The organism is Amycolatopsis alba DSM 44262 (assembly GCF_000384215.1).
Taxonomy (GTDB): domain Bacteria; phylum Actinomycetota; class Actinomycetes; order Mycobacteriales; family Pseudonocardiaceae; genus Amycolatopsis; species Amycolatopsis alba.
This window is the reverse complement of sequence record NZ_KB913032.1, coordinates 6,475,022-6,498,371: the sequence shown is the minus strand read 5'-3', so window position 1 is coordinate 6,498,371 and position 23,350 is coordinate 6,475,022. Positions and strand designations below refer to the sequence as shown.

Sequence of the window (23,350 nt, the reverse complement as noted above, 5' to 3'; positions counted from 1 at the left end):
CCATGGGACACGGACACTGGGACGACAACGCCTACGCCGCCGCGAAGACCTTCCGCGCGGCCAAGGGCGAGGACGATTTCGGCTACAGCGCCGACCTCCGCGCCAAACCCGCGAAAGACTGGAAGGCCGCGGCCGCGCTCGACCCGCGGAACGCCGTCCGGGAATGCCGGGATTCAGCCGACCACACCGATTCGACGCCGATCGCGGTGCTGTTCGACGTCACCGGCTCGATGCGCCGGGTACCGCGGATCATGCAGGGCAAACTCGGCAAACTGCACGGCCTGCTGAAGCGCCGCGGGTACCTGGCCGATCCGCAGGTGCTGTTCGGCGCGATCGGCGACGCCGACAGCGACCGGGTCCCGTTGCAGATCGGGCAGTTCGAATCGGACAACCGGATGGACGAGCAGCTGCGCACGATGTTCCTCGAAGGCGGTGGTGGCGGGCAGAAGAGCGAGTCCTACGAGCTGGCCGCCTACTTCATGGCCCGGCACGTGGTGACCGACGCGTGGCAGAACCGCGGCCGCAAGGGCTATCTGTTCCTCATCGGCGACGAGCTGAACAAGCCCGCGCTGGAGGCACGCCACATCCGCCGTGTGCTCGGCGACGACGTGCGAGAGGACATCGACCCGGCGTCGGTGTACCGGGAGCTGGCCCGCAAGTGGCACGTCTACTTCGTGCTGCCGAACCAGTCCTCGTACTACAACGACCCGGAGATCGGCGAGCACTGGAGCGGCCTGCTCGGCCAGAACTTCCTCAAACTCGACGATCCCGGCGCGGTGTGCGAACTGATCGCGGCCACGATCGGGCTGGAGGAACGGGTCGTCGACGTCGACCGGGCGCTCACCGACCTCGCGGACATCGGCTCGGTCGCCGAGAGCAAGGCTGTCGGCAAGGCGCTGGCGAAACTGGGCGCCAAATCGGTCGTCACCTCGGCGGTGCCCGAGCCGGACGGCCCGAGCGACGTGGTGCTGCGGTGAGCCTCCTGGACGGGCACGTGGTGGTGGTCGGGCTCGGGTTCGGCGACGAGGGCAAGGGGGCCGTGGTCGACGCGCTCTGCGCCGACCGGCCCACCACCGCCGTCGTCCGCTTCAACGGGGGCGCGCAGGCCGCGCACAACGTCGTCGTGGACGGACGGCACCACACCTTCAGCCAGTTCGGGGCGGGCACGTTCGCCGGCGTGCCCACCCACCTGTCGCGGTTCGTGCTGGTCGAGCCGTTCGCGCTGGCGGCGGAAGCGCGACAGCTCGAAAGCAGCGGCGTCCGGGACCCGCTCTCGCTGCTGAGTGTGGACGGTCGTGCGCTGCTCACGACGCCGTTCCACATCCACGCCAACCGGGCAAGGGAGGAGGCCCGCGGCGCGCGGCGGCACGGCTCGTGCGGGAAGGGCATCGGCGAGACCGTCTGGTACTCGCTGCTGTCCGGGGCCGTGCCGGGTGAGGTGGTGGAGAACCAGGAGGTGATCGGGACGCCGGGGGAAGCGCCCACGGTCGCCGACTGCGTGCGGCCGTCGGTGCTGCGGCGCAAACTGGACGCGCTCGCGCGGTTCTACGCCCCGCTCGCCACGCCGTCGCACGGCGTGGACGAACTGGTGGCGCTGTACCGCGATTTCGCGGGCGCGGTGCGGATCACCGGCGGGGACGAGACAGCACGGCTCGCGGCGGCCGGGCGGCTGGTTTTCGAGGGAGCGCAGGGGGTTCTCCTCGACCAGCACCACGGGTTCCATCCGCATACGACCTGGTCCACCACCACCCCGCACAACGCCCGCGAGCTGCTGGGCGGACATCCGCATACGGTCCTGGGGGTCACGCGGACCTATCTCACCCGGCACGGCGCGGGGCCGCTGCCCACCGAGTCCGCCGCCGTGCTGGCCCGCTTTCCCGAGGCGCACAACGGAACCGGCGAGTTCCAGGGCGCGTGGCGGGCAGGACACCTCGACGAGGCGCTGCTGGACTACGCGATCGCGGCCTGCGACGGCGTGGACGCGCTCGCGGTGACCCATCTCGACGCGACCGGGCTGAAGGTCGTCCCCGGTGACGGCTCCGCCGTCGACCTGCCGGACCCACTCGCGTGGTTCCGCGCGCGGAAGCCGGTGGCCGTCGCCGGGTACGGCCCGGACAGGGCGGGTTACCGGGTCGCCGGGGCAAGGTCGACAATCAACGCGTGATCGAGTCGACGCCGGTGTCCGTTGACGTGCTCGTGGTGCGGTTCGCCCCCGGCACCAGGACCGTGCTGCTGGGAATCGCGCCGCGAGCCGCCGAGCCGTTCGCCGGGGAGCTCGCCCTGCCGGGGGTGCTGCTCGGGCTCGGGGAGCGGCTGCGGGACGCGGCGGGGCGGGCGGCCGTCACCAAACTTGGGCTGCCGCCGGACGCGCTCTCGGCGACGGGACAGCTCGCCACCTTCGACGAGCCGAACCGTGATCCCCGTGGCCCGACGCTTTCGATCGCCTTGTGGGCCACCACGTCCCCCGCGCTCGACGAGCCGGGGAACGTGGTGTGGACTCCGTTGAACGAGGTGCCGCCGCTGGCTTTCGACCACGACCGGATCGTCGCGGATTGCCGTCCGCTGCTGGCGGACAAGCTGTGGCGGGACGTCGCCTTCACCGCCGGGCTGCTGGGCCCGGTCTTCACCACGGCGCAGGCGCTGGACGCGACCGAAGCACTCACCGGGGACCGCCCCTACCCGGCCAATCTCGGCCGGATCATGGAGCGCGTCCCTGGGTTGAGGCGTACGACGGAACACGCGGCCGCCCTCCCCAAGGGAGGACGGCCGCCGTCGTTGTGGCGCTGGGAATGACGCCGGTCAGATCCCGCAGGACGATGCCGACCAGAACCGGTTGGCCCGGTGAGCCACGTGCGTGTGGTCGCTGTGGCCGGGGTAGCCCGGCCCGAGGATCTCACTGAACCCGTGGTTGCGGGCCTGCTTGGCCAGCCCGCAGAAGCCCTGCGAGCCCGCCCCGAGGTCGACGGCGTCGCCGTAGAGATGACGGCTGGCGGCCGCTCCGCCGACCGCGTTGTTGCAGGCGACGCTGCGGAAGCCGCCGTTCACGGCGATCGGCCGGTCACCCATGGCGTGCCGCATCGCCTGCAGCTTCCACATCGACACCAGCGCGTTGGCCTTCGCCGTCGCGGGTGAGACGTTGCCGCCCGACCAGTCGGAGTTGCACCGGTTCAGTTCGGCGAAGGTGAAGTTGACCGGCGAGCAGTCGTTGTCCTGCAAGGCGTAGATCTTCGTGAACGTGGCCGGTCCGGCGATGCCGTCCGCGCCAAGCCCGTACGCCTGCTGGAAGCGGGTGACCGCGGCCTTGGTGCCCGCGCCGAACTGGCCGTCGATGGCGAGCACGCCACCGTAACCGGGGTAACCGGCGACCCGGATCTGCAGTTGCCGGACGTCCTCACCGGACGCCCCCTGGGACAGCGTGCGTCCCCAGCTGTAACAGGCGTCGGAGGCGGCGACGTCGCCCGCCGTCACCGGGCCGGGATCGGCGGCGGCCGGGGTGGCCACCGCGGTACCGAGGCCCGCCACGAGGGCGAGCATCGGCAGGAGGAAACGAATGCGCATGACAGGAACACCTTTCAAGGCAGGGAAGGTGAGACCCGTGACCCCCACGGGTTGTCAACGATTCACTGCACGGGATGCTAACGCGGTTCCTGTCACCATGCTGTGGGTCGTTCGACCCACACCCCTGCCCCCTCACGGCGATCACGCGTGATCAGATGGACATCTCGCGTGATTGGAGAGCGATCTCGCGTGATCAGAGACGGAACTCGCGTGACTGGATGCCGCACACGGGTGTGCGGTATTCGATCACGCGAGTTCCGCCCCCGATCACGCGAGTTCCGTCTCTGATCACGTGAGTGCGGCGGGGCGGGGTGTCAGCCTTTCAGGTGCGGGAAGTCCTCTTCGCGGAACTCGCCCGCCGGCCGCTCGGCCGCGGCGTTCTCGCGGCCCCGCAGTTCGACCCGCCGGATCTTGCCGGAGATCGTCTTCGGCAGTTCGGTGAACTCCAGCCGCCGGATCCGCTTGTACGGCGCCAGATGCTCGCGGGTGAAGGCCAGGATGGACATCGCGGTCTCGGCCGTGGGCTCATGCCCGTTCGCGAGGACGACATACGCCTTCGGCACCGCGAGCCGGATCGGATCGGGCGCCGGGACCACGGCCGCTTCGGCGACCGCGTCGTGTTCCAGCAGGACACTTTCCAGTTCGAACGGCGAGATCCGGTAGTCCGACGCCTTGAAGACGTCATCGGTCCGGCCGACGTAGGTGATGTAGCCGCGTTCGTCGATCGAACCGACGTCCCCGGTGTGGTAGTAGCCGCCTCCGAAAGCGGCGGCGGACCGCTCGTCGTCGTCCGCGTAACCGGTCATCAGGCCGACCGGACGCTTGTCGAGGTCGAGGCAGATCTCGCCCTCCCGCGACCGCTCACCGGTGACGGGATCCACGAGCACGACGGAGAATCCGGGCATCGGACGGCCCATCGACCCCGGCACGACCTCCTGTCCGGGGGTGTTGGCGACCTGAACGCTGCTCTCGGTCTGCCCGAAACCATCGCGAATCGTGACACCCCAAGCCTTTTGGACCTGGTCGATCACTTCGGGATTGAGCGGCTCGCCCGCGCCGACCACCTTGGACGGCGGCGTCTTCAGCACGGTCAGATCCGCTTGGATGAGCATCCGCCACACCGTCGGCGGGGCGCAGAAGCTGGTGATGCCGCATCGTTCCATCTGCGCCATCAGGGCGACGGCGTCGAAGCGCGCGTAGTTGTAGAGGAACACCGTCGCTTCGGCGTTCCACGGCGCGAAAACGTTGCTCCACGCGTGTTTCGCCCAGCCCGGCGAGGAGATGTTGAGGTGGACGTCGCCCGGTTCGAGGCCGATCCAGTACATTGTGGACAGATGCCCGACGGGATACGAGACCTGCGTGTGCTGAACCAGTTTCGGCTTCGCGGTCGTCCCCGAGGTGAAATACAGCAGGAGCGGGTCTTCCGCCCGCGTCGGGGCGTCGGGGGTGAAAGCGTCCGCTTCCTCGTAGGCGTCCACGAAGGACTGCCAGCCCTCCACCGGCTCGCCCACGACGATCCGGGTGTAGTCACCCTCGACGTCGTCGAACTTGGGCACGTCGACCGAGCGGATCACCACGTGTTTCGCGGCGCCTCGCTCGACCCGGTCGGTCAGATCCGCCGGGCCGAGCAGAGGTGAAGCCGGGATGATGACCGCGCCCAGTTTGATCGCGGCGAGGATGGTCTGCCACAGCTCGCCCTGGTTGCCCAGCATCAGGATGAGCCGGTCGCCCCTGGCGACGCCGAGCGACCGCAGCCAGTTCGCGACCTGGTTGGACCGGCGGGCCATCTCCGGATAGGTCCAGCGGTTCTCGATGCCGTCCTCTTCGACGATCCACAGCGCGTACCGGTCCTGATTGACCGGGTCGGCCGCGATGACGTCGAACCAGTCCAGCGCCCAGTTGAACTCGGCCTGCCGAGGCCAGGTGAAGTCGCGATAGGCGGTTTCGTAGTCCTCGCGATGGGCCTGCAGATAGTCCCGCGCCTCGCGGAACGTGCGGTATGCCTCCGAAACGCTCACGATCGTCCTCCTGGTCCTGGGTGGCCGCCGGTTCTTTCTACTCGCCCTTGAACTCGGGCGCGCGCCGCTCGAGGAACGCCTGCACGGCCTCGCCAAGGTCCTTGCTGGGCAGGAACGCCGCGTTCCAGGCCGAGACGTAGCGCAGGCCTTCGGCGACCTGACGCTCGGTGTTGGCCGACAGCACGTTCTTGGTGCCGTGCACGACCAGCGGCGGGTTGGTGGCGATCTCCCCCGCCATCTTGCGCGCCTCGGCCAGCACGGTCTCCTGGTCGGCGTAGACGTCGTTGACCAGGCCGATCTTCTCCGCGCGGGTCGCGTCGATGTCCTTGCCGGTGTAGGCCAGCTCCCGCAGGTGCCCTTCGCCGATGATCGGCGCGAGCCGCTGCAGGCTGCCGAGGTCGGCCACGATCGCGACCTTGACCTCGCGCACGCTGAACTTCGCGTCCGCGCTCGCCAGGCGGATGTCTGCGGCCGCGATGACGTCGACACCGCCGCCGATGCACCAGCCGGAAATAGCCGCGATGACCGGTTTGCGGCATTCGGCGATCGAGGACACGCTCGCCTGGAGGGTCTTGACCTCGTCGAGGAACTTCGTCCGCGGGCCCGCGAGCGCGTCGCCGCCGAGCATCTCACCCCAGCTGGGCATCATCGCGGGCAGATCGAGCCCGTAGGAGAAGTGCTTGCCGCTTCCGGCCAGCACGACCGCCCTGACCTGCGGGTCCGCGTCGAGCGCACGGAACACGATCGGCAGCTCACGCCAGAAATCGGGGCCCATCGCGTTGCCCTTGGACGGACCGAGCAGCGTCACTTCGGCGACGTGCCCGTCGATCTCCACCTTGAGCGAAACGAGATCGGGAAGACTGTCAGCTGTAGCGGTCATGAGGTCATCTTGACTCATGTGATTGGCAGGCTGCCAACGGCCACTGTGCCACGGTGGGTACAAGATGCTTTCCTGGTACCAGCGAGTACTACCGGTGAGTACCGACGATCGACGAAGGACGGTGGGATATGAGCCCGGCCAGCAGCGCCACCGCGGTCGCCGACCTGCCCGCACTCATCCCAGGGCGGCGGCGGGAGCGATCCTCCCGGCCGATCGAATTGTCGGGGTCTTTCACCCATGAGGGTCACCGGCTCGCCTACACCGAGTTCGGCTCCGGCGACCGGGTCGTGGTGCTCACCCACGGCATCATGCTGACCAGGCGGATGCACGCGCCGCTCGCCCGCAGGCTGGCGCGGGCGGGCTTCCGGGCGGTGACCCTCGACCTGCTCGGGCACGGCGACTCGGACCGGCCCACCGACTCGTGGCTGTACTCGATGCCCGCGTTCGCGGAGCAGACCGTCGCCCTGCTCGACCACCTGGACGTCGGCGCCGCCGTCATCGGCGGGACGTCGCTGGGCGCGAACGTCGCGCTCGAAGTGGGGGTCTCCGCGCCGGAGCGCGCGCTCGGCCTGGTCGTCGAGATGCCCGTGCTGGACAACGCGATCGTCGCCGGGCTGATCACCTTCACGCCGCTGCTCATGGCGGCCCGCTTCCTGCCGGTGACCGTGCAAGGGGTGGCGCTCGCGGCGAAACTCGTCCCGCACGGCAACCAGTGGGTCGACGTCGTCACCGACACGCTGTCCCAGCAGCCCGCGCCGATGGCCGCGCTCCTGCACGGCGTGCTCTTCGGCCGGATCGCACCGCCCAAGTCGATCCGGCGGACCATCGAGACCCCGGCGCTGGTCATCGGGCACGAGGGCGACCCGATCCATCCCTTCGGCGACGCCGACACACTGGCCGAGGACATGCCGGCGGCGGAGTTCGTCCAGGCCCGCAGCCCGGTCGAACTGCGCTTCGACCCGACCCGCCTGACCGACGCCATCACCGACTTCTCGGCGCGCTGCCATGACCGCTGACCCGGCGCCGACCCGCGACACGGGCGCCGAGGAACTGCGGGCCGGACGCCTGCTCCTGCGCCGTCCCGTGCCTGAAGACCTCGACGCGATCTTCGCCCTCCACACCGATCCGGAGGCCTGCGCGCACAATCCCTCGGACCTGCTGGAAACGCGCAAAGACGCGGAACTGCTACTGCTCCGCTGGTCGCATCAGTGGAACCGGTACGGGTTCGGGTACTGGACCGTCCGGCGACACGACTCGGCGGAGACGCTGGGCTTCTGCGGCGTGAAGATCGTCGGTTTCCGGCGCCGTCCGGTCCTGAACCTCTTCTACCGGCTCTTCCCGGCCTCCTGGGGTTCCGGGTACGCCAGTGAGGCCGCCACGGCGGCGGTGGACTGGGCCCGCGCCCACCGGCCGGACGACCTCGTGATCGCCCGTGTCCGGCCGGAGAACCTCGCCTCGCAGCGGGTGGCGCTGCGAGCCGGTCTGGTCCGGGCCGCCCACCTCGACACCGCGGGCGACGACGGGACCGACTGGCTCTACGTCGACGGCAACGAAGGCTGAGCCAGCCCCGCCACCGGCCCGAAGACGATCACCGCGGGCGGCCGCACGCCCGCCGCGGCGGCGTCCTCGACCACACTGTCCAAAGTGGAGCGGAGAACCCGCTGGGTGCGCATCGTGCCGTCCTCGACGATCGCCACCGGCGTGTCCCCCGGCCGCCCTTCCAGCAGCGCCTTGGTGAACAGCGGAAGCCGCTCGACCCCCATCATCAGCACGACGGTGCCGCGCATCTTCGCCAGCAATTGCCAGTCCACCAGCGACTTCTCGTCGTCCGGCGCGACGTGCCCGGACACCACCACGACCTCGTGGGCGACACCGCGATGGGTCACCGGGACGTCCGCGGCGGCGGGCACGGAGAACGCGCTCGTGATGCCGGGGACCATCGTCACCGGGATGCCCGCTTCCGCGCAGGCGAGGACCTCCTCGAAGCCGCGGCCGAAGAGGTACGGGTCGCCGCCCTTGAGCCGCACGACGAACTTGCCCGCCTTGGCCCGGTCGATCAGCGTGGAATTGATCACGTCCTGGCTGGCGGCGCGGCCGTACGGGATCTTCGCGGCGTCGACGATCTCGACATGGGGCGAGAGTTCGTCGAGCAGTTCGCGCGGGGCCAGCCTGTCGGCGACGACGACGTCGGCCCTGGCGAGGAGACGGCGGCCGCGGACGGTGATCAGTTCCGGGTCGCCGGGACCGCCACCCACCAGGGCGACGCCGGGGAGCTCGTCGCGCGCGTCCGGTACGCGGCCGTCGGCGACGGTACCGGCGCGGAGGCCGTCGAGGATGCTGTCCCGGACGGTGGCCGACCGCAGGGGCTCACCGCCGGAGAGGACGCCGACCAGCAGTCCGCCGTGCCTGCCCGACGCCGGAGTGACCGCGCTGCCGCGATCGCCGTCGTCGGCGCGGACGCAGAACACCCGCGCGTTTTCTGCCTCGGCGCAGACGGCGGCGTTGACCTCGGGGTCGTCCGTGCACGCCAGCGCGTACCAGGCGTCGGTGAGGTCGCCCTCGGCGTAGCGGCGTTCGTGCCAGACGATCTCCCCGGCGTCGGCCATGGCACTCACCGACGGCGTGGTGTGCGGCGAGACCAGTTCGACCCGCGCGCCGGCGCCGATCAACCGGGGCAGGCGGCGCTGGGCGACCGACCCGCCGCCGATCATCACGACACGACGGCCGGCCAGGTCGAGGCCGGAGAGGTAATGCGGGTCATCCATGCGGGGCAGTGTAAGGATTCAGTGGCCCGGACCGCGATCCGAGTGAGAACCGCCTCAGCGCTCGAGCAAGGCCAGCAGTTCGGTGTTGCCGAACATCCTGGCCGCGTCGATCGCCGACGGCTCTCCCGCCGCCGCGTCCGCGCCGCCCTTGAGGAGCGCCTTCACGACGTCGGGCTCGTTCTTGAAGACAGCGCCCGCCAAGGGGCTCTGCCCACGGTCGTTCTCACGGTTCGGGTCGGCGCCGCGTTCGAGCAGCGCCGTGACCGTCTCCGCGTGCCCGTGATAGGCCGCGAGCATGACCAGGGTGTCGCCCCGGTCGTTGGTCAGGTTCGCCGAGATGCCCGCGTCCACGTAGGCGATGATCTCCGCCGTCGCACCCGAGCGGGCGAAGCCGAACACCTTCGCCCACAGTTCCAGCAGTTCGGGATCGAATTCCTCGGCCTGTCCGGGGTTCTCCGTCATGGTGCCGATTCTTCCACGCCGAACCGCGGTCCGGGCGGCGTGTCGCACCGCCCGGACCGGCGGGGTCAGCGGCCCGCGTTGGGGTAGGGCAGCAACGCCATCTCACGGGCGTTCTTGATCGCCGTGGCGACCTGCTTCTGCTGCCGGGGGGTCAGCCCGGTGACCCGGCGGGCCCGGATCTTGCCGCGGTCGGAGATGAACTTCCGCAGCAGGTCGGCGTCCTTCCAGTCGACCTCGGTGATCTTGTTGGCGTGCAACAGGTTCGTCTTGCGCTTGAGGGGACGGTCCCGGTTCGGCCTGCCCATCGCGCTCACCAGCTCGACTTCGTGACGCCGGGCAGTTCGCCGTTGTGCGCCAGCTGCCGCATCCTGACCCGTGAGAGCCCGAATTTCCGCAGGTAGCCGCGGGGGCGGCCGTCGGCGGTGTCGCGGTTGCGGATCCGGGTCGCGCTGGCGTCGCGCGGCATCGCCTGCAGGGCCGACACCGCGGCCGCCTTCTCCCCCGGCGACGCGGACGGCGAGGCGATGGTGGCCTTCAGCTCGCGCCGCCGTTCGACGTAGCGGGCGGCGATCACCTTGCGCTGGTCGTTCTTGGCGATCTTGGACTTCTTGGCCATCAGCGCTCCTCCTTGAACTCGACGTGCTTGCGCGCGACCGGGTCGTATTTGCGCAGCACCATGCGATCCGGGTCGTTCCGGCGGTTCTTCTTCGTGACGTACGTGTAGCCGGTGCCCGCCGTCGAGCGGAGCTTGATGATCGGCCGGATGTCGGTGCTCTTGGCCATCAGAGCTTCACCCCTTTCGCGCGGAGCCCGGCCACGACGGCCTCGATCCCGCGCTTGTCGATGGTCTTCATGCCCTTCACCGAGACCCGCAGCCGGACCCAGCGCCCTTCGCTCGGCACGAAGTACCGCTTGGCCTGCAGGTTCGGCTCCCAGCGCCGGGACGTGCGCCGATGCGAATGCGACACCTGCTTCCCGTAGCCCGGTTTGCGGCCGGTGACCTGGCACACGGCGGACATACACCCTCCCGAGTTGATATCGATAGTCGTTTTCATTTACTGTACACAGCCGAACCAGCCCGCCATCGACGCCCCGGAGCTTCAGTGACCGACAACCCCCGCGTGCCCCTCGTCCTGATCAGTGGCCTCGCACCGGGACCGAACGCCGACCTCGCCGAACGCCTGCGCTCGGCCGGGCCCGGCACCGCCGTCGTGCACCACGACCTGAGGGAGATCCACTCCGGAGTGGTCCGGCGGCGGATCCGGCTCGGCGACCGCGATCAGCTGACGGTGCTCGAACTCGCGCACGGCTGTGTCTCGTGCACGCTGCGCGAAGACCTTCTGCCGTTGCTGCGACGGCTTTCGCGGATGCCGCAGGTCCGGCGCATCGTGGTGCGGCTCGACGAGGCCATGGAGCCCGAGCCGGTCAGCTGGGCGCTGCACCACGTCCTCGTCGGCGAGCGCCCGGTGATCGAGGACGTCGACCTGCGGGCCGTGCTGACCGTCGTCGACTGCGCCGGCTGGCTGGCCGACAGCACCGGCGACGACACCCTGGCCGAACGGGACCTGCGGGCCAGCCCCGAGGACGAGCGCACGGTCGCCCAGGTCGCGCTGTCGCAGGTCGAGTTCGCCGACCTGCTCGTCCTCGCCGGCGCGGCGACGGACGCCTGGTCCGCGGCGAAGGCGTCGGCGGTACTCGACCGGGTCGCGCCGTCGATCCCCCGCGTCGGACTGTCCGAAGTGGACGGGAAGACCGTGCTCGACGCGGTCCCGGCCGACGCCCGGCGCGGCGAGGTCACCGACATGCACGGACCGCTGCTGCGCGGCGAACCGCCGTTGCACACCGACTGCGGCATCGGGCTGCTCACCTTCACCTCGCAGCGCCCGTTCCACCCCGAACGGCTCCACGACGCGATCGACGTCCTGCTCGACGGCGTCGTCCGCACACGGGGACGGCTCTGGGTGGCGAGCCAGCCGGACATGGCGCTGTGGATCGAGTCCGCGGGCGGCGGTCTCGGCGTCGGGCACGCCGGGGCATGGCTCGCCGCCCCCGGCGGACCGGACTGGGCCGACGTCTCCCCCGAGCGCCGCACCCTGGCCTCCCTGCGCTGGGACCCGACGTTCGGCGACCGCGCCCAGGAACTGGTCGTCGTCACCGACCAGGCCACGCCCGACGAGATCGAGGCCGCCCTGAACGGCGCGTTGCTGACCGAAGACGAGCTCGCCGCCGGTGAACAGGAATGGCTCCGCTACCCGGACCCGTTCGGCGAGTGGCACGAAGAACCGTGCGAGGACACGGAAACCGACCCTGAGAAGCACGACGTGAACGCGTCGAACCGAAAGGACGAAACGCAGTGAAACCCGGAATCCACCCCGACTACCACCCCGTGGTGTTCAAGGACCTCTCCACCGGGGACGCCTTCCTGACCCGGTCCACCGCGACGTCGGAGCAGACCATCGAATGGAGCGACGGCAACACCTATCCGGTGGTGAACGTCGAGATCAGCTCGTGGTCGCATCCGTTCTGGACCGGCAACCAGCGGATCATGGACAGCGCGGGCCAGGTCGAGAAGTTCCACCGCCGCTACGGCCGTCGCGGAGGGTCGAAGTAATGGCCGTCCCGAAGCGGAAGATGTCGCGCAGCAACACCCGCTCCCGGCGCTCGCAGTGGAAGGCGGCCGTACCGGACCTGGTGCCGATCAAGGTGAACGGCGAGACGAAACTCGTGCCGCGCAAGCTGATGAAGCACTTTCATCGAGAGGGAGAGTGACGACGCCGGTCACGGTGCTGTCCGGGTTCCTCGGCGCGGGCAAGACGACCGTGCTCAACCACATCCTCGGCAACCGCGAGGGGCTGCGAATGGCGGTGATCGTGAACGACATGAGCGAGGTCAACATCGACGCCGCACTGGTGCGGGACGGGAACAGCCTGTCCCGCACCGAGGAGCGGCTCGTCGAGATGACCAACGGGTGCATCTGCTGCACCCTGCGCGACGACCTGCTCGAAGAGGTCTCGCGGCTCTGCGCGGACGGCCGGTTCGACTACCTGCTCATCGAATCGAGCGGGATCTCCGAGCCGATGCCCGTGGCGGCGACGTTCTCTTTCCTGGACGCCGCGCGTCTCGACACGATGGTGACCGTGGTCGACGCGGTGAACTTCGAGCGGGAACTGGCGTCCGGGGACGCGCTGACCGAACGCGGGCTGGACCAGTACGAGGACGACGAGCGGACGGTCAGCGACCTGCTGATGGACCAGATCGAGTTCGCCGACGTCCTCTTGCTGAACAAGGCGGACCTCGTCGCGGGCGCCTCCCTCGAACGGCTGACGGCGGTACTGCGGCGGCTCAACCCGGCCGCCGACGTCGTCGTCTCGACGCACGGCAGGGTCTCCCTCGACCGGCTGCTCGGCACCGGGCGCTACGACGTCGAGCGGGCGCAGGAAGCACCCGGCTGGGTGGCCGAACTCAACGGCGACCACGTCCCGGAGACCGAAGAGTACGGAATCTCCAGCGTGGTCTTCCGTGCCTCGCTCGCTTTCGATGCCGTGCGGCTGTGGGACTTCGTCGGGAGGCTCGATTCCGGGGAGTTCGGGACGGTGCTGCGGTCGAAGGGGTTCTTCTCGCTGGCGTCGCGGCCGGGGGTGACCGGGCTGTGGTCGCAGGCCGGGTCCGTCGTGCGGTTCGAGCCGCAGGGTGTCGAGGAAACGCCGCGGCAGGAACTCGTGTTCATCGGGGTGGGGCTGGAGAAGGACGCGCTGGTGGACTCTCTGCGGTCTTGCCTGGCGACCGGTTTCGCCGGTGCGGACCCGTTTCCGGAGTGGGAAGCGGTGCACGTCCACTGAAGCACACGATGCCCCGAGCGCCACGCTTGAGGCGGTGAGCGTCCCCAGCGTGGCGCTCGGGGCGTCAGCAGCAGCCGGAGGCGGAGGGAGTGGGAGTGGAGCCGTAGGCGTCGTGCCAGTTCCACCACTCGTAGGGCGGGCTCTGCGGGTGTCCGTCTGGCGAGTCTTCCCACTGTTCCTGCCGCCCCAGCGCGGTGATGTCGAGGTAACTCCAGGTCCCGCCCATCACCTCGTCACCGCGGTTGTTGATGAAGTACGTCCGGTACACCTGGTCGCCTTCGCGGATGAAGGCGTTGGTGCCGTGCCACTCACCGACGCCGAAATCGACGTCGAAGTCACTGGTGATCGTGTACCACGGCATCGTCCAGCCCATCCGTGCCTTCATGCGCGCGAGGTCCGGTTGCGTGCCTCGCGAGGCGAACGCCAGGGTGGTGTCGCGGGCGTTCAGGTGCGAGACGTGCGCGACCTGGTCGGCCACCAGTGAGCAGCCTTTGCAGGCGTGGTCCGGAAAACCTTCGACGCCGGGATCGAAGAAGGCCCGGTAGACGATCAGCTGACGGCGTCCCTCGAACAGGTCGAGCAGGTTCACCGTCCCGGACGGGCCTTCGAACTCATACGGCTTTTCGACCGCGACCCAGGGCATCCGCCGCCGTTCGGCCGCGAGCGCGTCACGGGCGCGGGTCAGCTCCTTTTCCTTCACCAGCAACCGAAGGCGCGCTTCTTCCCATTCGGCCGGGGACACGGTCGTGATCTTCATGATCCCTCCAGATGCTCTTTCAGAGCCGCGAGCGGCCCGTCCCAATCACGGGCGAGCGCGGCGAGGAACTGCTGGGCGACCTGCATCGGGGCGGAGCGGAGCGCGTACCGGATGCGGCGCCGCTCCCCTTGTTCAGGGATCACCAGGCCTGCGTCGGTGAGCAGCGCGAGGTGCTTGGCGATGGCCTGCCGCGTGATGGGCAGCCGGTCGGCCAGATCGGTCGCCGTGGCGGGACCGCCCGAGGCGAGGGTGGCGAGGATGCTCCGCCTGCTCGGGTCGGCCAGTGCGACGAAGACCTGTTCGGCGATCGCTTCGATGTCAGACGGCATCGAGGTATTCGATCAGTTCGCCCAGTTCGGCCGCCCACCCCTTCGTGTTCCCTTCGAACGCGACGCGGTGGGTCTCGTCCGGCAGCTGGGAGAACCCGGTCTCGACGACGGTGAGCCGCGTGCCCGCGCCGACCGGTTCGAGGGTGAACTCGACGTAGGTGCGGCGAGGGTCGTCGTCGGGCAGGCCGTAGATGTTCCAGGTGAAGCCGAAGATCTCCGGCTCCTCGACGCGTTCGACGCGCATGTTCGCCTTGTGCCCCTCGTCCCATTTCATCTCGGCGTCGCCGCCGGGCCGCAGGTCGATGCTCGCCTGGTTCCCGAACCAGGTTCCGAGTCCTTCGGCCGTGGTCAGCGCGGCCCAGACCTTCGCGGGCGGGTGGGCGATTTCGACAGTGCGTTCGATGCGGTCGGGGAATCCCATGACAGCCTCCTCAAGTAGCAATCAAGCGGTTGCTATAACTTTGTATAGCAACCGATCGATTGCGTCAAGGCTGGTTCAGGAAGCCGTGTACAGCGCGCCGAGGAACTCCAGCAGCAGCCGCTCCCGCAACGGACCGGGCGCGGTGGCCAGGAGCGCGTTGATCTCCGCCATCCGCGTGGGCAAACCCGCTTCACCACCGAGGCCCGCCGCCGCCAGCAGCCCGGCGAACTGCTCCGGTGTCAACGTCGCGGGGTCCAGCGCGGCGACGAACTCCGCCACCTGCGGGTCGACGACGACCGGTCCGGACTCGTGGGCCGCGGCGACGGAAGCCGCGAGATCGGCCAGGAACACCTTCTCACTCCCCCGGTTCGCCGCCGTGACGGTCAGGTGCAGATTGGCGGGCGACGTTTCGTGAGCGAACTGGGGCTGGACGTACCAGCCGCGCTCCCGCATCTCGTCCGCCACGGTGAACAGATCGAAGCCCGCGCCGGCGTCCACGGTGAACGCGAGCAGGGTCGACACCGGATCGCCGAGGACACGCAATCCTTCGATCGCCTCGACACCGGCGCGGAACTCCACCGCGGCCTCACGCGCGGCCGAAGCCAGCTTCGCGTATCCCTCGTCGCCGACGTGGCGCACGACCGCCCACGCCGCGGCGAGCGGGCCACCCGAACGCGTGCTTTGCAGCGTGGTGTTCAGCATCGTGTAGCCGGGCCAGTCCGCGCTGGCGAAGTACTGCGATCGGCGCAGCCCGGCGTTGGCGTGCAGGAGGACCGACACACCTTTCGGACAGTAGGCGTACTTGTGCAGGTCCACGGAAACACTCGTGACGCCGGGGACGTCGAAGCCGAACGGGCCGGCATCCAGGTACGGCAGCACCCAGCCGCCGATGCAGGCGTCCACATGGAACCGGACGCCGTCCAGCAGCGCGGCGATCTCCGGGATCGGGTCGAGGACGCCGTGGGCGTACGACGGCGCGCTCGCCACGACGAGCACCGTGCTGTCGTCGGCCGCCGCGGCCATCGCCTCGGGAACGGCGCGGAAGGTCACCGGATCGACCGGCACCGAAACCACGCGGACACCGAAGAAATGCGCCGCCTTGTGGAACGCGGCGTGCGCCGTCGTGGGCAGCACGATGCTCGGCGAGGGCACTTCGGGACGCGCGTCGCGGGCGGCCAGGACGGCGAGCATGCACGACTCGGTGCCGCCCGAGGTCACCGAACCGACCGTCTCCGCAGTACCGCCCAGCAGCCGCGCCGCGGTACCGACGAGGTCGTTCTCCATCCGCAGCAGGCTGGGGAACGCGGTCGGATCGAGGCCGTTGGCCGACGACGCCAGCGCGTGCGCCGCCGCCCCGAGTTCGTCCACTTCGGACAAACCGCTGTCGTAGACGTAGGCAAGGGTCCGGCCCCCGTGGGTCGGCAGGTCGCCCGCGCGCAGCTCCCGCAACTCCCGCAGGACGTCGTCGGCGGTCACGACCGGCGCTCCAGTACCGACTTCCGCAGCAGCGGGATACCGAACAGGATCAGCACCGCCGGAAGGATCGACGCGCCGAGCAGGATGGCCGTGAGCGCGCTGTCCGGCTGCGCGGCGCCAGGGGCGAGGCTGGCCTGGTAGCCGCCGAACTGCAGCACGAGCCCCCAGATACCAGGGCCGAGCGCGAGCCCCAGCGTCTCCGACGCAGTCCAGACCCCAGCCGCGACACCGGCCCTGGTCTCACCGGTCCGCTCCTCCTCGTCGCTGATCAGATCCGGCAGGATCGCCAGCGGGAACACCGAGATCCCCGCGTACCCGACACCGCAGAACGCGACGAACACCATCGTGACGGGGAACGGGAACACCTTGGCGCCGAGCAACCCGAACAAACCGACACCGAACGCGGCGGTGGCGAGCCGGAACCCGACCAGCTTCCCCACGCTCGCGCCGAGTTTCGGCCACAGGGGCATGGTCAGCAGCGCCGGGCCGACGAAACCGACGAACAGGACCGTCGAGTAGCCGGAGCTGCCGAGGATCCGCTCCGCGAAGAACGGGATCGCGGCCAGCACGGTGCCGATGCCGAGCGCCTGGATGAAGTAGACCCCGAGCAGCCAGCGGAACGGACGCCACTGCGCGAGCGTCCGGAACAGTTCGCGCGGGCTCACCGTGTTCGGTCGCAGCGCGCCGACCGGCGCGTCCTTCAGCCCGAAGTACACGCCGAGGGTCGCCAGCAGGATGATCACGGCGATGAACACGCCCATGACGCGGTAGCCCGCGATGCCGCCGACAGCCTCGGTGATCGCGGGCGCGCCGCCGCCGCAGATCAGGATGGCGACCGCGAGGAAACCGATCCGGATACTGGTCAGCTTCGTGCGCTCGTCGGCCGAGTCCGTCAGTTCGGCGGGCAGCGCGTTGAACGGCACCTGGAAGAACGCGTACGCGGTGGCACACAACAGGAATACGACGACGACGTAGATCGCGTCAGGCACCGGGCCGCCGAAGCCCGGATGCGCGAACAGGGCCGCGAAGAGGATCGAGACGCCGATGCCGCCGAAGAGCAGGAACCGGCGACGACTGCCGGTTCGGACCATGTCCGCGTCCGACAGCCTGCCCGCGATCGGGTTGAACAGCACGTCCCAGGCCTTGGGAACGAACACGATCAGCCCGGCCACGCCCGCCGCGACGCCCATCGTGTCGGTGAGGTACTTCAGGAGGAGCAGGCCGGGGACCGTGCCGAACGGGCCGGTGACGAACGAGCCGAGCGAGTAGCGGTACCTCGTCCGTGCTGGCAGCGATGCCATGATCCTCCTCGAGGCGATTCTCCCGATGAAGGCCTCAGTATTGGATCTTGGCCACCACCGGGTAGTGGTCGGAAGGAATCGTGCCACCGTCGTAATGCACGAGCTGTACCGGGCCGACAGCGGCGAGTGGACGGCCGCCCGCGCGCACGGCGCCAACGTAGTCCAGCGAGTCGCGATAGGTCGCCGGAACGGACTTCGCGGCGTTCGGGTTCGTCGCCGCGTCGAAGGTGTAGTCGCCTTCGCCGGCCGTGCGGAGGATACCGCCGAGGAAGGCTTCGCCCTGCTGGACCTGGGTCCGGCCGAGGGAGTCCTTGCGCCCCTGTCCCGCCCAGTACTCGATGTTCAGGTCGCCTGCGATGACGACCGGCTCGGCCGCGGGCGCGTATTTCGTGACCAGGTCCCGGATCTCGCCGAGCTGCGCCATCCGGACGTCGTGCGCCTTCGGCAGCGTCTCCGGTCCCTCGTCGGCCTGCATGTGGGTGCCCGCGATCCAGAGCGGCTTGCCGTTCACGACCAGCCGGGCGAGCGCGGCGCCCTTGTTGGACAGGTAGTCCGCGGTGCCCGAGTAGGAGTTGCGGAAGACCAGCTGGTGCTGTTCGGTCACCGGCGCCTTGCTCAGCACCGTGACGCCGCCGTTGACCACGACGGGCGAATTCGAGCAGTTCCCGTTCACCGTGGTCCAGCCCGGCGACGTCTTGCAGTACTGGCCGATCAGGGGCGTCTGGTACGGCCAGACGTCCTTCAGCCGGTTCCGCATTTCCTCCGCCTGGGCGCTGAAAGCCTCGTCCAGGACGACGACGTCGGCGTCGTTCGCGCGGATGACGTCTTCGGCGGCGCGGGCCCTTGCCTGCTTGTCCGAGGTGTTCGGGTTGGCGATCCAGGGCAGCTGCCAGATGTTGAACGCCATGACCTTGACCGAGACCGCCGCTTGGGCGGGGACGGCGGTTCCGGCGAACAGGGCGGCGGCGATGGCGACTACGGCGAGCTTCCGCACGAAAGACCTTTCCGGGGTCAGGAGACGACGAATGTCCGGGAGGTTCCGCTGAACGCGGAGATCGTCCCGTTCCAGCCGTTCTTCCAGTTGCCGAAGTGGACCACGCGATATTTGCCGATCGGGGCGTTCGCGGGGATCTTCCAGTGGACGACGGCTTTCGATTCGGCGACGAAAGTCCGCGCCCAGTGGTACTTCGTGTCCCAGTCGCCGTCGTCGGCGTGCCGGACCCACTTGCCGTCGACCAGGCGCTGGATCTCCAGGAACGTGCCGCCGCGCCGGAGGTCGTTCTTCGGGTGCCCGGTGACGAACTCGACCGCGACCTGCTCGCCGCGCGCGTAGGTGCTCTTCGCGTCGACCGTGACATCACCGAAGTTCTTGAACGCGGGCGCGCTGTCGAAGACGACACCGGGCTGGAAGTTGATCAGCTTGCCGCGCAGATCCCGCGGCGTCGGCCCGTGCGGGACGGTCTTCCCTGCCTTCATCGCGGCCGCGAGTTTGGCGAATTCCTGCTGGTAGGCCGGAAGCGTGTAGCGGCCGTACAGCGTCGACGCGCCTTCGTACTGCTGCGAGTCGTATTCCTCGGGCGTGGTGACGTACTGGCTGTAGGCGTTGGAGTAGCCCTGGACGAGCACGTTCTCCAGCGGGACGCCGAGTTCGCCTGCCACGGTCCGGCGCAGGCGCAGCCCGGAGACGATGGTCAGCTCGGCGGGCACGGCCACGAGATGCAGCTGTCCGATGCGGACGATCTGCAGCGGCAGGACCTCCGGCGTCCACGGATACGGTTTCATCGCGCCGAACGGCACCGCGATCACCTTCGGCGCGTGCGCGTCGGCGAGCGCCTGCGGGATCGGCGCGTCGATGCCGCCGAGCCAGTCGATGAACGGGTTCTTCACGCCTTCCGGGAGCGGCAGGCCGGGGCCGTCCTCGCGGCTGCCCGCGAGCATCGACACCCCGATCGCGGCCGTGCAGGTGCGCTGCGGCCGCCCGTTCGGGGTGTACTTCGCGTCGACGGCCACATCGGACATGTCCACGTAACACATGCGGTGGTCGACGCCGCCGGTCACGGCTTCGGCCGCGGCGTCGAAGGCGCTCTTCGCCGCGCGGAACTGGAGATCGCCGATGGTGCGGGTGTTCTCGAACTCCGTCTCCGGTGTCCCCGGCGAAAGGTTCAGGTTCGGGCTCATGTCGCCGGTGTTGGTCTGCGGGAACGCGGCGACGAACCGCGGGTTCCCGTCGAGGTAGCGCACGCCGACGTGGTCGTGCTCCCACTCGTAGGCGGCGTAACCCTTGTTGTCGCCGCTGATCAGGTGGTTCCCGTTGCTCATGGACGTGCCGTGCGTGGCGAACCAGCTGATCGCGCCGACGTCGACACCGTTCTGGCTGAACCGCAGCACCGTGACGGCCGGGTCGATCGCCTGCGGGAAGTGGTCCTTGTCGGCCTTCGGGTTCAGGTCGAAGGCCTTGCGGGAGCGGTTGACGCTCGCCTTGGTCAGTTCCGCGCGGCCGAGCCGGATCGAGCCTGGCGCGAGGTTCGCGTGCGCCCGGCTGATGGCTTCGAAGATCCCGTCGACGACGGCGTCGTAGACCTCCTGCTGGAACCCGAGGATCGCGAGATCGTAGGCGGCGTAGTGGGAATCGCCGCCGCACGCGGAGTGGGTGTGCGTGGCGTTGAGGAGCACGTTCTGCTCGGTGTAGACGTCGCCGAACGCGGCCTGGAGCTTGCGCATGACGCCCTGGTGGACGGACTGGAACAGGGCGCCGAGGTCGGCGGTCACGAAGGCGATCCGCTTGGCGCCGTCGTCGACCACGAAGGCCCGCGCCCTGGTGCGGAGGTGGATGCCGGCGGTCTGCTGCTGCGGCATCGAGTAGCCCATCATGCCGTTCTCGGCGGCGGGACCGGTGACGTCGGAGATGCCGGCGCCGACGCGGAAACCCTTCGATGGCGCCGCTTGTGCTTGCTGGGCACCGAGCACACTCGCCGCGACCGGCAAGGCCGCCGCACCCGCGAGAACCCGCCTCCGGCTCACCGTCATGAGTCGCACCTCCCGGCCACGAACATGAACCGACTTCATGTTCGTGGCCGGGACGCTACGTGATGGGCCTCACGGTCGCAACCCACGAACGGCGCGGGGCCGAAGGGGGCTTTCCCCGCGTCTCACGCAGCGAAGGGCGCTTTCCCCGCATGCGGCGCGGGGAAAGCGCCCTTCAGCTCCCAGCCGGCCCAGCCACAGCGGACTTGTCCCCAAGGGCCCCTTCAGGACGTTGAGCGTCTGAAAGGTGGCCTTCAGGACCTGTCCAGCACCATCCACCCAGCCCGTGAGCGGCAAGGCCATACCGGTTCGGTCAGGCTGGTCGTGAGTGGCGATTCGGGTTATCGGGCCGAAGGCAAAGGTGTCGTGCCCACCGCTCGTGCGGCTGCCGGGTTCGGGTGTCGCGAAAGCCACTTTCGGGACGTCCGATGCCCTGAAAGTGGCTTTCGCGACGCCGGAGCACCAGTGCGATACGCGCCGAGCGCCACGTTCGAGACGATGAGCGTCCCAGGCGTGGCGCTCGGGGCACCGCGACCAACCCGTCTACGAGAGGGTTTCGGCGACCTTCGTGAGTGTGGCGGCGTCGCCTCGCAGAAGCAGCGTGGTCACCACGGTCTCCTCCCAGCGGGCCAGCTCGTCCCGGATCTTTTCCGCCGGTCCGATCAGCGACGTGTCCTCGACCAGCGACGTCGGGATCGCGGCGGTCGCCTCGTCCTTGCGGCCGGCCAGGTACAGCTCCTGCACCTTGTCGGCGACGTCCTCGTACCCCATCCGGGCGAAGACGTCGTGGTGGAAGTTCACCGATTTCGCGCCCATGCCGCCGATGTAGAGCGCCAGCGACGGTTTGATCCAGCTCGCGGCCTCCTCGACGTCGTCGTGGACCAGCACCGGGACGGACGCGGCGACCTCGAAGTCGTCGAAGCCGTGCCTGGCACCGGGGCGCGAGAAGCCTTCCTGCAACGCCGTCCGATAGAAGGCGTCGCTCTTGGGCGAGAAGAACAGCGGGAGCCAGCCGTCGCAGATCTCCGCCGACAGCGCCACGTTCTTGGGCCCCTCGGCGGCGAGGAAGATCGGGATCTCCTTCCGGAACGGGTGCACCGTGGACTTCAGCGCCTTCCCCAGTCCGGCCCCGCCGTTGAGCGGCAGCTGGAAATGCTGCCCGTCGTGGGTCACCGGAGCCTCGCGCGCGACGACCTTCCGCACGATGTCGACGTACTCGCGGGTGCGGGCCAGCGGCTTCGGATACGGCTGCCCGTACCAGCCCTCGACCACCTGCGGTCCGGAAGCGCCGAGCCCGAGCACGAACCGGCCGCCGGACAGATGGTCCAGGGTCAGCGCGTGCATGGCCGTCGCGGTCGGGGTGCGCGCCGACATCTGGACGATGTTGGTGCCGAGCTTGATCCGGCTGGTCGACGCGCCCCACCAGGCGAGCGGCGTGAACGCGTCCGAACCGTAGCCCTCGGCGGTCCACACGGAGTCGAAGCCGAGTTCTTCGGCCTTCACCACCGCGTCCAGCGCGCCCTCGGGCGGGCCGGAGGACCAGTAACCGAGGTGGTAACCAAGCTTCATCGAGGCTCCTCGTCAGACGTTCGGTGAGTAGTGCTCGGGTTTGCCCCGCTCCGAAAGCGGCGGAAGGTTCCTCGCCGGAGTCTCGACCAACGGCGCGTCCGTGGCCAGTTCGCCACGCTCGCGACGCCAGCCCGCCCTGGCGCGAGGGTGGTAACGACGGTCTCTCGGAACCAGCTTGAACGCCGCGTTGATCACCTTCCCGGTCCGCCGGTGCCGCCGCTCGTCGCGTTCGGTCCAGGTGTAGCCGAGCCGTTCGCGGATCGGCGGGTCGTACAGTCCGACGGTCAGCCAGACGAAGTTCCGCGCGACCTGCCCGCGCACGAGTTTCCACGCGAAGTCCGGCAGCCACGGCAGGAAATGGGGCTTCGGGAGGTCCTTGATGTCGAGGACGTCGCGTGTGGCCTTGTTGTCCTCCAGGACGTCCTCGCACATCCGCTTCCAGTACAGCTGGAAGTCCTCCCACGATTCCGGCACCGGGCGCATGCTCATCCCGTACATCTCGTACCACTGCACATGCTCGTCGAACAGCTTCCGCTTCTCGGTCTCGCCGATGCCGCCGACGAAGTTGTCGGCGATGAGGATCGCGCTCATGAAGAACGTCGAGTGCGCCCAGTAGAAGGTGTCCGGGTTGAGCGCGTGATAGCGCCGCCCGTGTTTGTCGACGCCCTTGATCCGATCGTGGTAGCCGCGTACCTCCAACGCCGTCTGCCGCGCGCGAGGGCCGTCGTAGATGACTCCCCCGATCGGGTACAGCGAGCGGAACAGCCGCTGCCAGCGTTCCTCGAAGAACCGCGAGTGCTCCTCGACGCCCGCGCCCAGCTCGGGGTGCATGTTCTGCATGGATCCGGCCCAGAGGGCGATGAGCAGCCCTCGCCAGTCGCCGAAGTACTTCCAGGTCAGCGAATCCGGTCCCAGCGGCCGCGGCTGTGTCATCCCAGGTCTCCTCACTGA

General features: G+C 69.2%; 27 protein-coding genes. 9 read left to right on the top strand and 18 right to left on the bottom strand.

What is annotated here, in order from left to right; translation table 11 throughout:
- Positions 1-2: 2 nt before the first annotated feature.
- Genes AMYAL_RS0130435 through AMYAL_RS0130425 form a run of 3 tightly spaced genes read left to right on the top strand, consistent with a single transcriptional unit; the run spans position 3 to position 2,793 of the window.
- Positions 3-977 carry a hypothetical protein gene (locus tag AMYAL_RS0130435; RefSeq protein ID WP_020635063.1) on the top strand — a complete coding sequence of 325 codons (975 nt, stop codon included), beginning with the start codon at positions 3-5 and terminating at the stop codon, positions 975-977.
- Positions 974-2,164, top strand: a complete 1,191-nt coding sequence (locus AMYAL_RS0130430) for an adenylosuccinate synthetase (protein ID WP_020635062.1) — start codon at positions 974-976, stop codon at positions 2,162-2,164. Before AMYAL_RS0130435 ends, AMYAL_RS0130430 begins: the two co-directional genes overlap by 4 nt.
- Positions 2,161-2,793, top strand: a complete 633-nt coding sequence (locus tag AMYAL_RS0130425) for an NUDIX domain-containing protein (RefSeq protein WP_020635061.1) — start codon at positions 2,161-2,163, stop codon at positions 2,791-2,793. Before AMYAL_RS0130430 ends, AMYAL_RS0130425 begins: the two co-directional genes overlap by 4 nt.
- Before the next feature lie 6 nt (positions 2,794-2,799).
- Here AMYAL_RS0130425 and AMYAL_RS0130420 read toward each other — a convergent pair whose 3' ends face one another.
- From AMYAL_RS0130420 to AMYAL_RS0130410, 3 genes are all read right to left on the bottom strand, one after another.
- On the bottom strand, positions 2,800-3,558 hold the full coding sequence (locus tag AMYAL_RS0130420) for a D-Ala-D-Ala carboxypeptidase family metallohydrolase (protein WP_020635060.1): 759 nt from the start codon (positions 3,556-3,558) through the stop codon (positions 2,800-2,802).
- 314 nt (positions 3,559-3,872) lie between these two features.
- The gene (locus tag AMYAL_RS0130415; protein ID WP_020635059.1) at positions 3,873-5,576 is read right to left on the bottom strand and encodes an AMP-binding protein; all 1,704 of its coding nucleotides are present in this window, start codon (positions 5,574-5,576) and stop codon (positions 3,873-3,875) included.
- Between the two features lie 37 nt (positions 5,577-5,613).
- Entirely contained in the window at positions 5,614-6,456 is an 843-nt protein-coding gene (locus AMYAL_RS0130410) for a crotonase/enoyl-CoA hydratase family protein (RefSeq protein ID WP_026467578.1), read from the bottom strand.
- Between the two features lie 128 nt (positions 6,457-6,584).
- Between AMYAL_RS0130410 and AMYAL_RS0130405 the strand changes: the two genes are divergently transcribed.
- Both AMYAL_RS0130405 and AMYAL_RS0130400 read left to right on the top strand, forming a co-directional pair.
- Positions 6,585-7,472, top strand: a complete 888-nt coding sequence (locus AMYAL_RS0130405) for an alpha/beta fold hydrolase (RefSeq protein ID WP_020635057.1) — start codon at positions 6,585-6,587, stop codon at positions 7,470-7,472.
- Positions 7,462-8,016 carry a GNAT family N-acetyltransferase gene (locus AMYAL_RS0130400; protein WP_020635056.1) on the top strand — a complete coding sequence of 185 codons (555 nt, stop codon included), beginning with the start codon at positions 7,462-7,464 and terminating at the stop codon, positions 8,014-8,016. Before AMYAL_RS0130405 ends, AMYAL_RS0130400 begins: the two co-directional genes overlap by 11 nt.
- Here the strand turns inward: AMYAL_RS0130400 and cobA are convergent.
- From cobA to rpmB, 6 genes are all read right to left on the bottom strand, one after another.
- Positions 7,992-9,221 carry a uroporphyrinogen-III C-methyltransferase gene (gene cobA, locus AMYAL_RS0130395; protein ID WP_020635055.1) on the bottom strand — a complete coding sequence of 410 codons (1,230 nt, stop codon included), beginning with the start codon at positions 9,219-9,221 and terminating at the stop codon, positions 7,992-7,994. The two genes, AMYAL_RS0130400 and cobA, sit on opposite strands and share 25 nt — an antisense overlap.
- Before the next feature lie 54 nt (positions 9,222-9,275).
- Positions 9,276-9,683, bottom strand: coding sequence for an ankyrin repeat domain-containing protein (locus AMYAL_RS0130390; RefSeq protein WP_020635054.1), 408 nt, complete (start codon positions 9,681-9,683; stop codon positions 9,276-9,278).
- Between the two features lie 65 nt (positions 9,684-9,748).
- Positions 9,749-9,997 (bottom strand): 30S ribosomal protein S18, encoded by a 249-nt coding sequence (gene rpsR / locus AMYAL_RS0130385; RefSeq protein ID WP_020635053.1) that lies wholly within the window; start codon positions 9,995-9,997, stop codon positions 9,749-9,751.
- A complete protein-coding gene (rpsN, locus tag AMYAL_RS0130380; protein WP_020635052.1) occupies positions 9,994-10,299 on the bottom strand; it encodes a 30S ribosomal protein S14 in 306 nt (101 codons plus the stop codon). Before rpsN ends, rpsR begins: the two co-directional genes overlap by 4 nt.
- Positions 10,299-10,466 (bottom strand): 50S ribosomal protein L33, encoded by a 168-nt coding sequence (gene rpmG, locus AMYAL_RS0130375; protein WP_005149953.1) that lies wholly within the window; start codon positions 10,464-10,466, stop codon positions 10,299-10,301. Before rpmG ends, rpsN begins: the two co-directional genes overlap by 1 nt.
- Positions 10,466-10,702 (bottom strand): 50S ribosomal protein L28, encoded by a 237-nt coding sequence (rpmB, locus tag AMYAL_RS0130370; RefSeq protein WP_020635051.1) that lies wholly within the window; start codon positions 10,700-10,702, stop codon positions 10,466-10,468. The genes rpmG and rpmB overlap by 1 nt, the downstream gene beginning before the upstream one ends.
- An 84-nt stretch (positions 10,703-10,786) precedes the next feature.
- On the opposite strand from rpmB, the gene mrf reads away from it, so the two are divergent.
- The 4 genes from mrf to AMYAL_RS0130350 are packed head-to-tail and all read left to right on the top strand — an operon-like array spanning position 10,787 to position 13,522.
- Positions 10,787-12,040: a ribosome hibernation factor-recruiting GTPase MRF gene (mrf, locus tag AMYAL_RS0130365; protein WP_020635050.1), complete on the top strand. Its 1,254-nt coding sequence runs from the start codon at positions 10,787-10,789 to the stop codon at positions 12,038-12,040.
- On the top strand, positions 12,037-12,294 hold the full coding sequence (locus AMYAL_RS0130360; protein WP_020635049.1) for a type B 50S ribosomal protein L31: 258 nt from the start codon (positions 12,037-12,039) through the stop codon (positions 12,292-12,294). Before mrf ends, AMYAL_RS0130360 begins: the two co-directional genes overlap by 4 nt.
- Positions 12,294-12,452 carry a 50S ribosomal protein L32 gene (gene rpmF, locus AMYAL_RS0130355; protein ID WP_020635048.1) on the top strand — a complete coding sequence of 53 codons (159 nt, stop codon included), beginning with the start codon at positions 12,294-12,296 and terminating at the stop codon, positions 12,450-12,452. Before AMYAL_RS0130360 ends, rpmF begins: the two co-directional genes overlap by 1 nt.
- Positions 12,449-13,522, top strand: a complete 1,074-nt coding sequence (locus AMYAL_RS0130350; RefSeq protein ID WP_020635047.1) for a GTP-binding protein — start codon at positions 12,449-12,451, stop codon at positions 13,520-13,522. The genes rpmF and AMYAL_RS0130350 overlap by 4 nt, the downstream gene beginning before the upstream one ends.
- 64 nt (positions 13,523-13,586) lie before the next feature.
- Here AMYAL_RS0130350 and AMYAL_RS0130345 read toward each other — a convergent pair whose 3' ends face one another.
- The 9 genes from AMYAL_RS0130345 to AMYAL_RS0130305 form a co-directional block, all read right to left on the bottom strand.
- Positions 13,587-14,279 (bottom strand): DUF899 domain-containing protein, encoded by a 693-nt coding sequence (locus AMYAL_RS0130345; RefSeq protein ID WP_020635046.1) that lies wholly within the window; start codon positions 14,277-14,279, stop codon positions 13,587-13,589.
- Complete coding sequence (locus tag AMYAL_RS0130340) at positions 14,276-14,608, bottom strand: ArsR/SmtB family transcription factor (protein WP_020635045.1); 333 nt, start codon at positions 14,606-14,608, stop codon at positions 14,276-14,278. The genes AMYAL_RS0130345 and AMYAL_RS0130340 overlap by 4 nt, the downstream gene beginning before the upstream one ends.
- Complete coding sequence (locus AMYAL_RS0130335) at positions 14,598-15,029, bottom strand: SRPBCC domain-containing protein (RefSeq protein WP_020635044.1); 432 nt, start codon at positions 15,027-15,029, stop codon at positions 14,598-14,600. Before AMYAL_RS0130335 ends, AMYAL_RS0130340 begins: the two co-directional genes overlap by 11 nt.
- Before the next feature lie 75 nt (positions 15,030-15,104).
- A complete protein-coding gene (locus AMYAL_RS0130330; RefSeq protein WP_020635043.1) occupies positions 15,105-16,505 on the bottom strand; it encodes a pyridoxal phosphate-dependent decarboxylase family protein in 1,401 nt (466 codons plus the stop codon).
- Positions 16,502-17,806: an MFS transporter gene (locus tag AMYAL_RS0130325; RefSeq protein ID WP_020635042.1), complete on the bottom strand. Its 1,305-nt coding sequence runs from the start codon at positions 17,804-17,806 to the stop codon at positions 16,502-16,504. Before AMYAL_RS0130325 ends, AMYAL_RS0130330 begins: the two co-directional genes overlap by 4 nt.
- Positions 17,807-17,840: 34 nt before the next feature.
- Positions 17,841-18,800: a sphingomyelin phosphodiesterase gene (locus AMYAL_RS0130320; protein WP_020635041.1), complete on the bottom strand. Its 960-nt coding sequence runs from the start codon at positions 18,798-18,800 to the stop codon at positions 17,841-17,843.
- A 17-nt stretch (positions 18,801-18,817) separates the two neighbouring features.
- A complete protein-coding gene (locus AMYAL_RS0130315) occupies positions 18,818-20,833 on the bottom strand; it encodes a neutral/alkaline ceramidase (RefSeq protein ID WP_020635040.1) in 2,016 nt (671 codons plus the stop codon).
- 540 nt (positions 20,834-21,373) lie between these two features.
- A complete protein-coding gene (locus tag AMYAL_RS0130310; protein ID WP_020635039.1) occupies positions 21,374-22,399 on the bottom strand; it encodes an LLM class F420-dependent oxidoreductase in 1,026 nt (341 codons plus the stop codon).
- A 12-nt stretch (positions 22,400-22,411) separates the two neighbouring features.
- Positions 22,412-23,332, bottom strand: a complete 921-nt coding sequence (locus AMYAL_RS0130305; protein ID WP_020635038.1) for an oxygenase MpaB family protein — start codon at positions 23,330-23,332, stop codon at positions 22,412-22,414.
- Positions 23,333-23,350: the final 18 nt, after the last annotated feature.

Coding starts and splice junctions, on each gene's coding strand:
- AMYAL_RS0130435 (WP_020635063.1), top strand. CDS start 3: ATGGGACACGGACACTGGGACGACAACGCCTACGCCGCCGCGAAGACC.
- AMYAL_RS0130420 (WP_020635060.1), bottom strand. CDS start 3,558: ATGCGCATTCGTTTCCTCCTGCCGATGCTCGCCCTCGTGGCGGGCCTC.
- AMYAL_RS0130410 (WP_026467578.1), bottom strand. CDS start 6,456: ATGACCGCTACAGCTGACAGTCTTCCCGATCTCGTTTCGCTCAAGGTG.
- AMYAL_RS0130405 (WP_020635057.1), top strand. CDS start 6,585: ATGAGCCCGGCCAGCAGCGCCACCGCGGTCGCCGACCTGCCCGCACTC.
- AMYAL_RS0130400 (WP_020635056.1), top strand. CDS start 7,462: ATGACCGCTGACCCGGCGCCGACCCGCGACACGGGCGCCGAGGAACTG.
- cobA (WP_020635055.1), bottom strand. CDS start 9,221: ATGGATGACCCGCATTACCTCTCCGGCCTCGACCTGGCCGGCCGTCGT.
- AMYAL_RS0130390 (WP_020635054.1), bottom strand. CDS start 9,683: ATGACGGAGAACCCCGGACAGGCCGAGGAATTCGATCCCGAACTGCTG.
- rpsN (WP_020635052.1), bottom strand. CDS start 10,299: ATGGCCAAGAAGTCCAAGATCGCCAAGAACGACCAGCGCAAGGTGATC.
- rpmG (WP_005149953.1), bottom strand. CDS start 10,466: ATGGCCAAGAGCACCGACATCCGGCCGATCATCAAGCTCCGCTCGACG.
- rpmB (WP_020635051.1), bottom strand. CDS start 10,702: ATGTCCGCCGTGTGCCAGGTCACCGGCCGCAAACCGGGCTACGGGAAG.
- rpmF (WP_020635048.1), top strand. CDS start 12,294: ATGGCCGTCCCGAAGCGGAAGATGTCGCGCAGCAACACCCGCTCCCGG.
- AMYAL_RS0130345 (WP_020635046.1), bottom strand. CDS start 14,279: ATGAAGATCACGACCGTGTCCCCGGCCGAATGGGAAGAAGCGCGCCTT.
- AMYAL_RS0130340 (WP_020635045.1), bottom strand. CDS start 14,608: ATGCCGTCTGACATCGAAGCGATCGCCGAACAGGTCTTCGTCGCACTG.
- AMYAL_RS0130335 (WP_020635044.1), bottom strand. CDS start 15,029: ATGGGATTCCCCGACCGCATCGAACGCACTGTCGAAATCGCCCACCCG.
- AMYAL_RS0130325 (WP_020635042.1), bottom strand. CDS start 17,806: ATGGCATCGCTGCCAGCACGGACGAGGTACCGCTACTCGCTCGGCTCG.
- AMYAL_RS0130315 (WP_020635040.1), bottom strand. CDS start 20,833: ATGACGGTGAGCCGGAGGCGGGTTCTCGCGGGTGCGGCGGCCTTGCCG.
- AMYAL_RS0130310 (WP_020635039.1), bottom strand. CDS start 22,399: ATGAAGCTTGGTTACCACCTCGGTTACTGGTCCTCCGGCCCGCCCGAG.
- AMYAL_RS0130305 (WP_020635038.1), bottom strand. CDS start 23,332: ATGACACAGCCGCGGCCGCTGGGACCGGATTCGCTGACCTGGAAGTAC.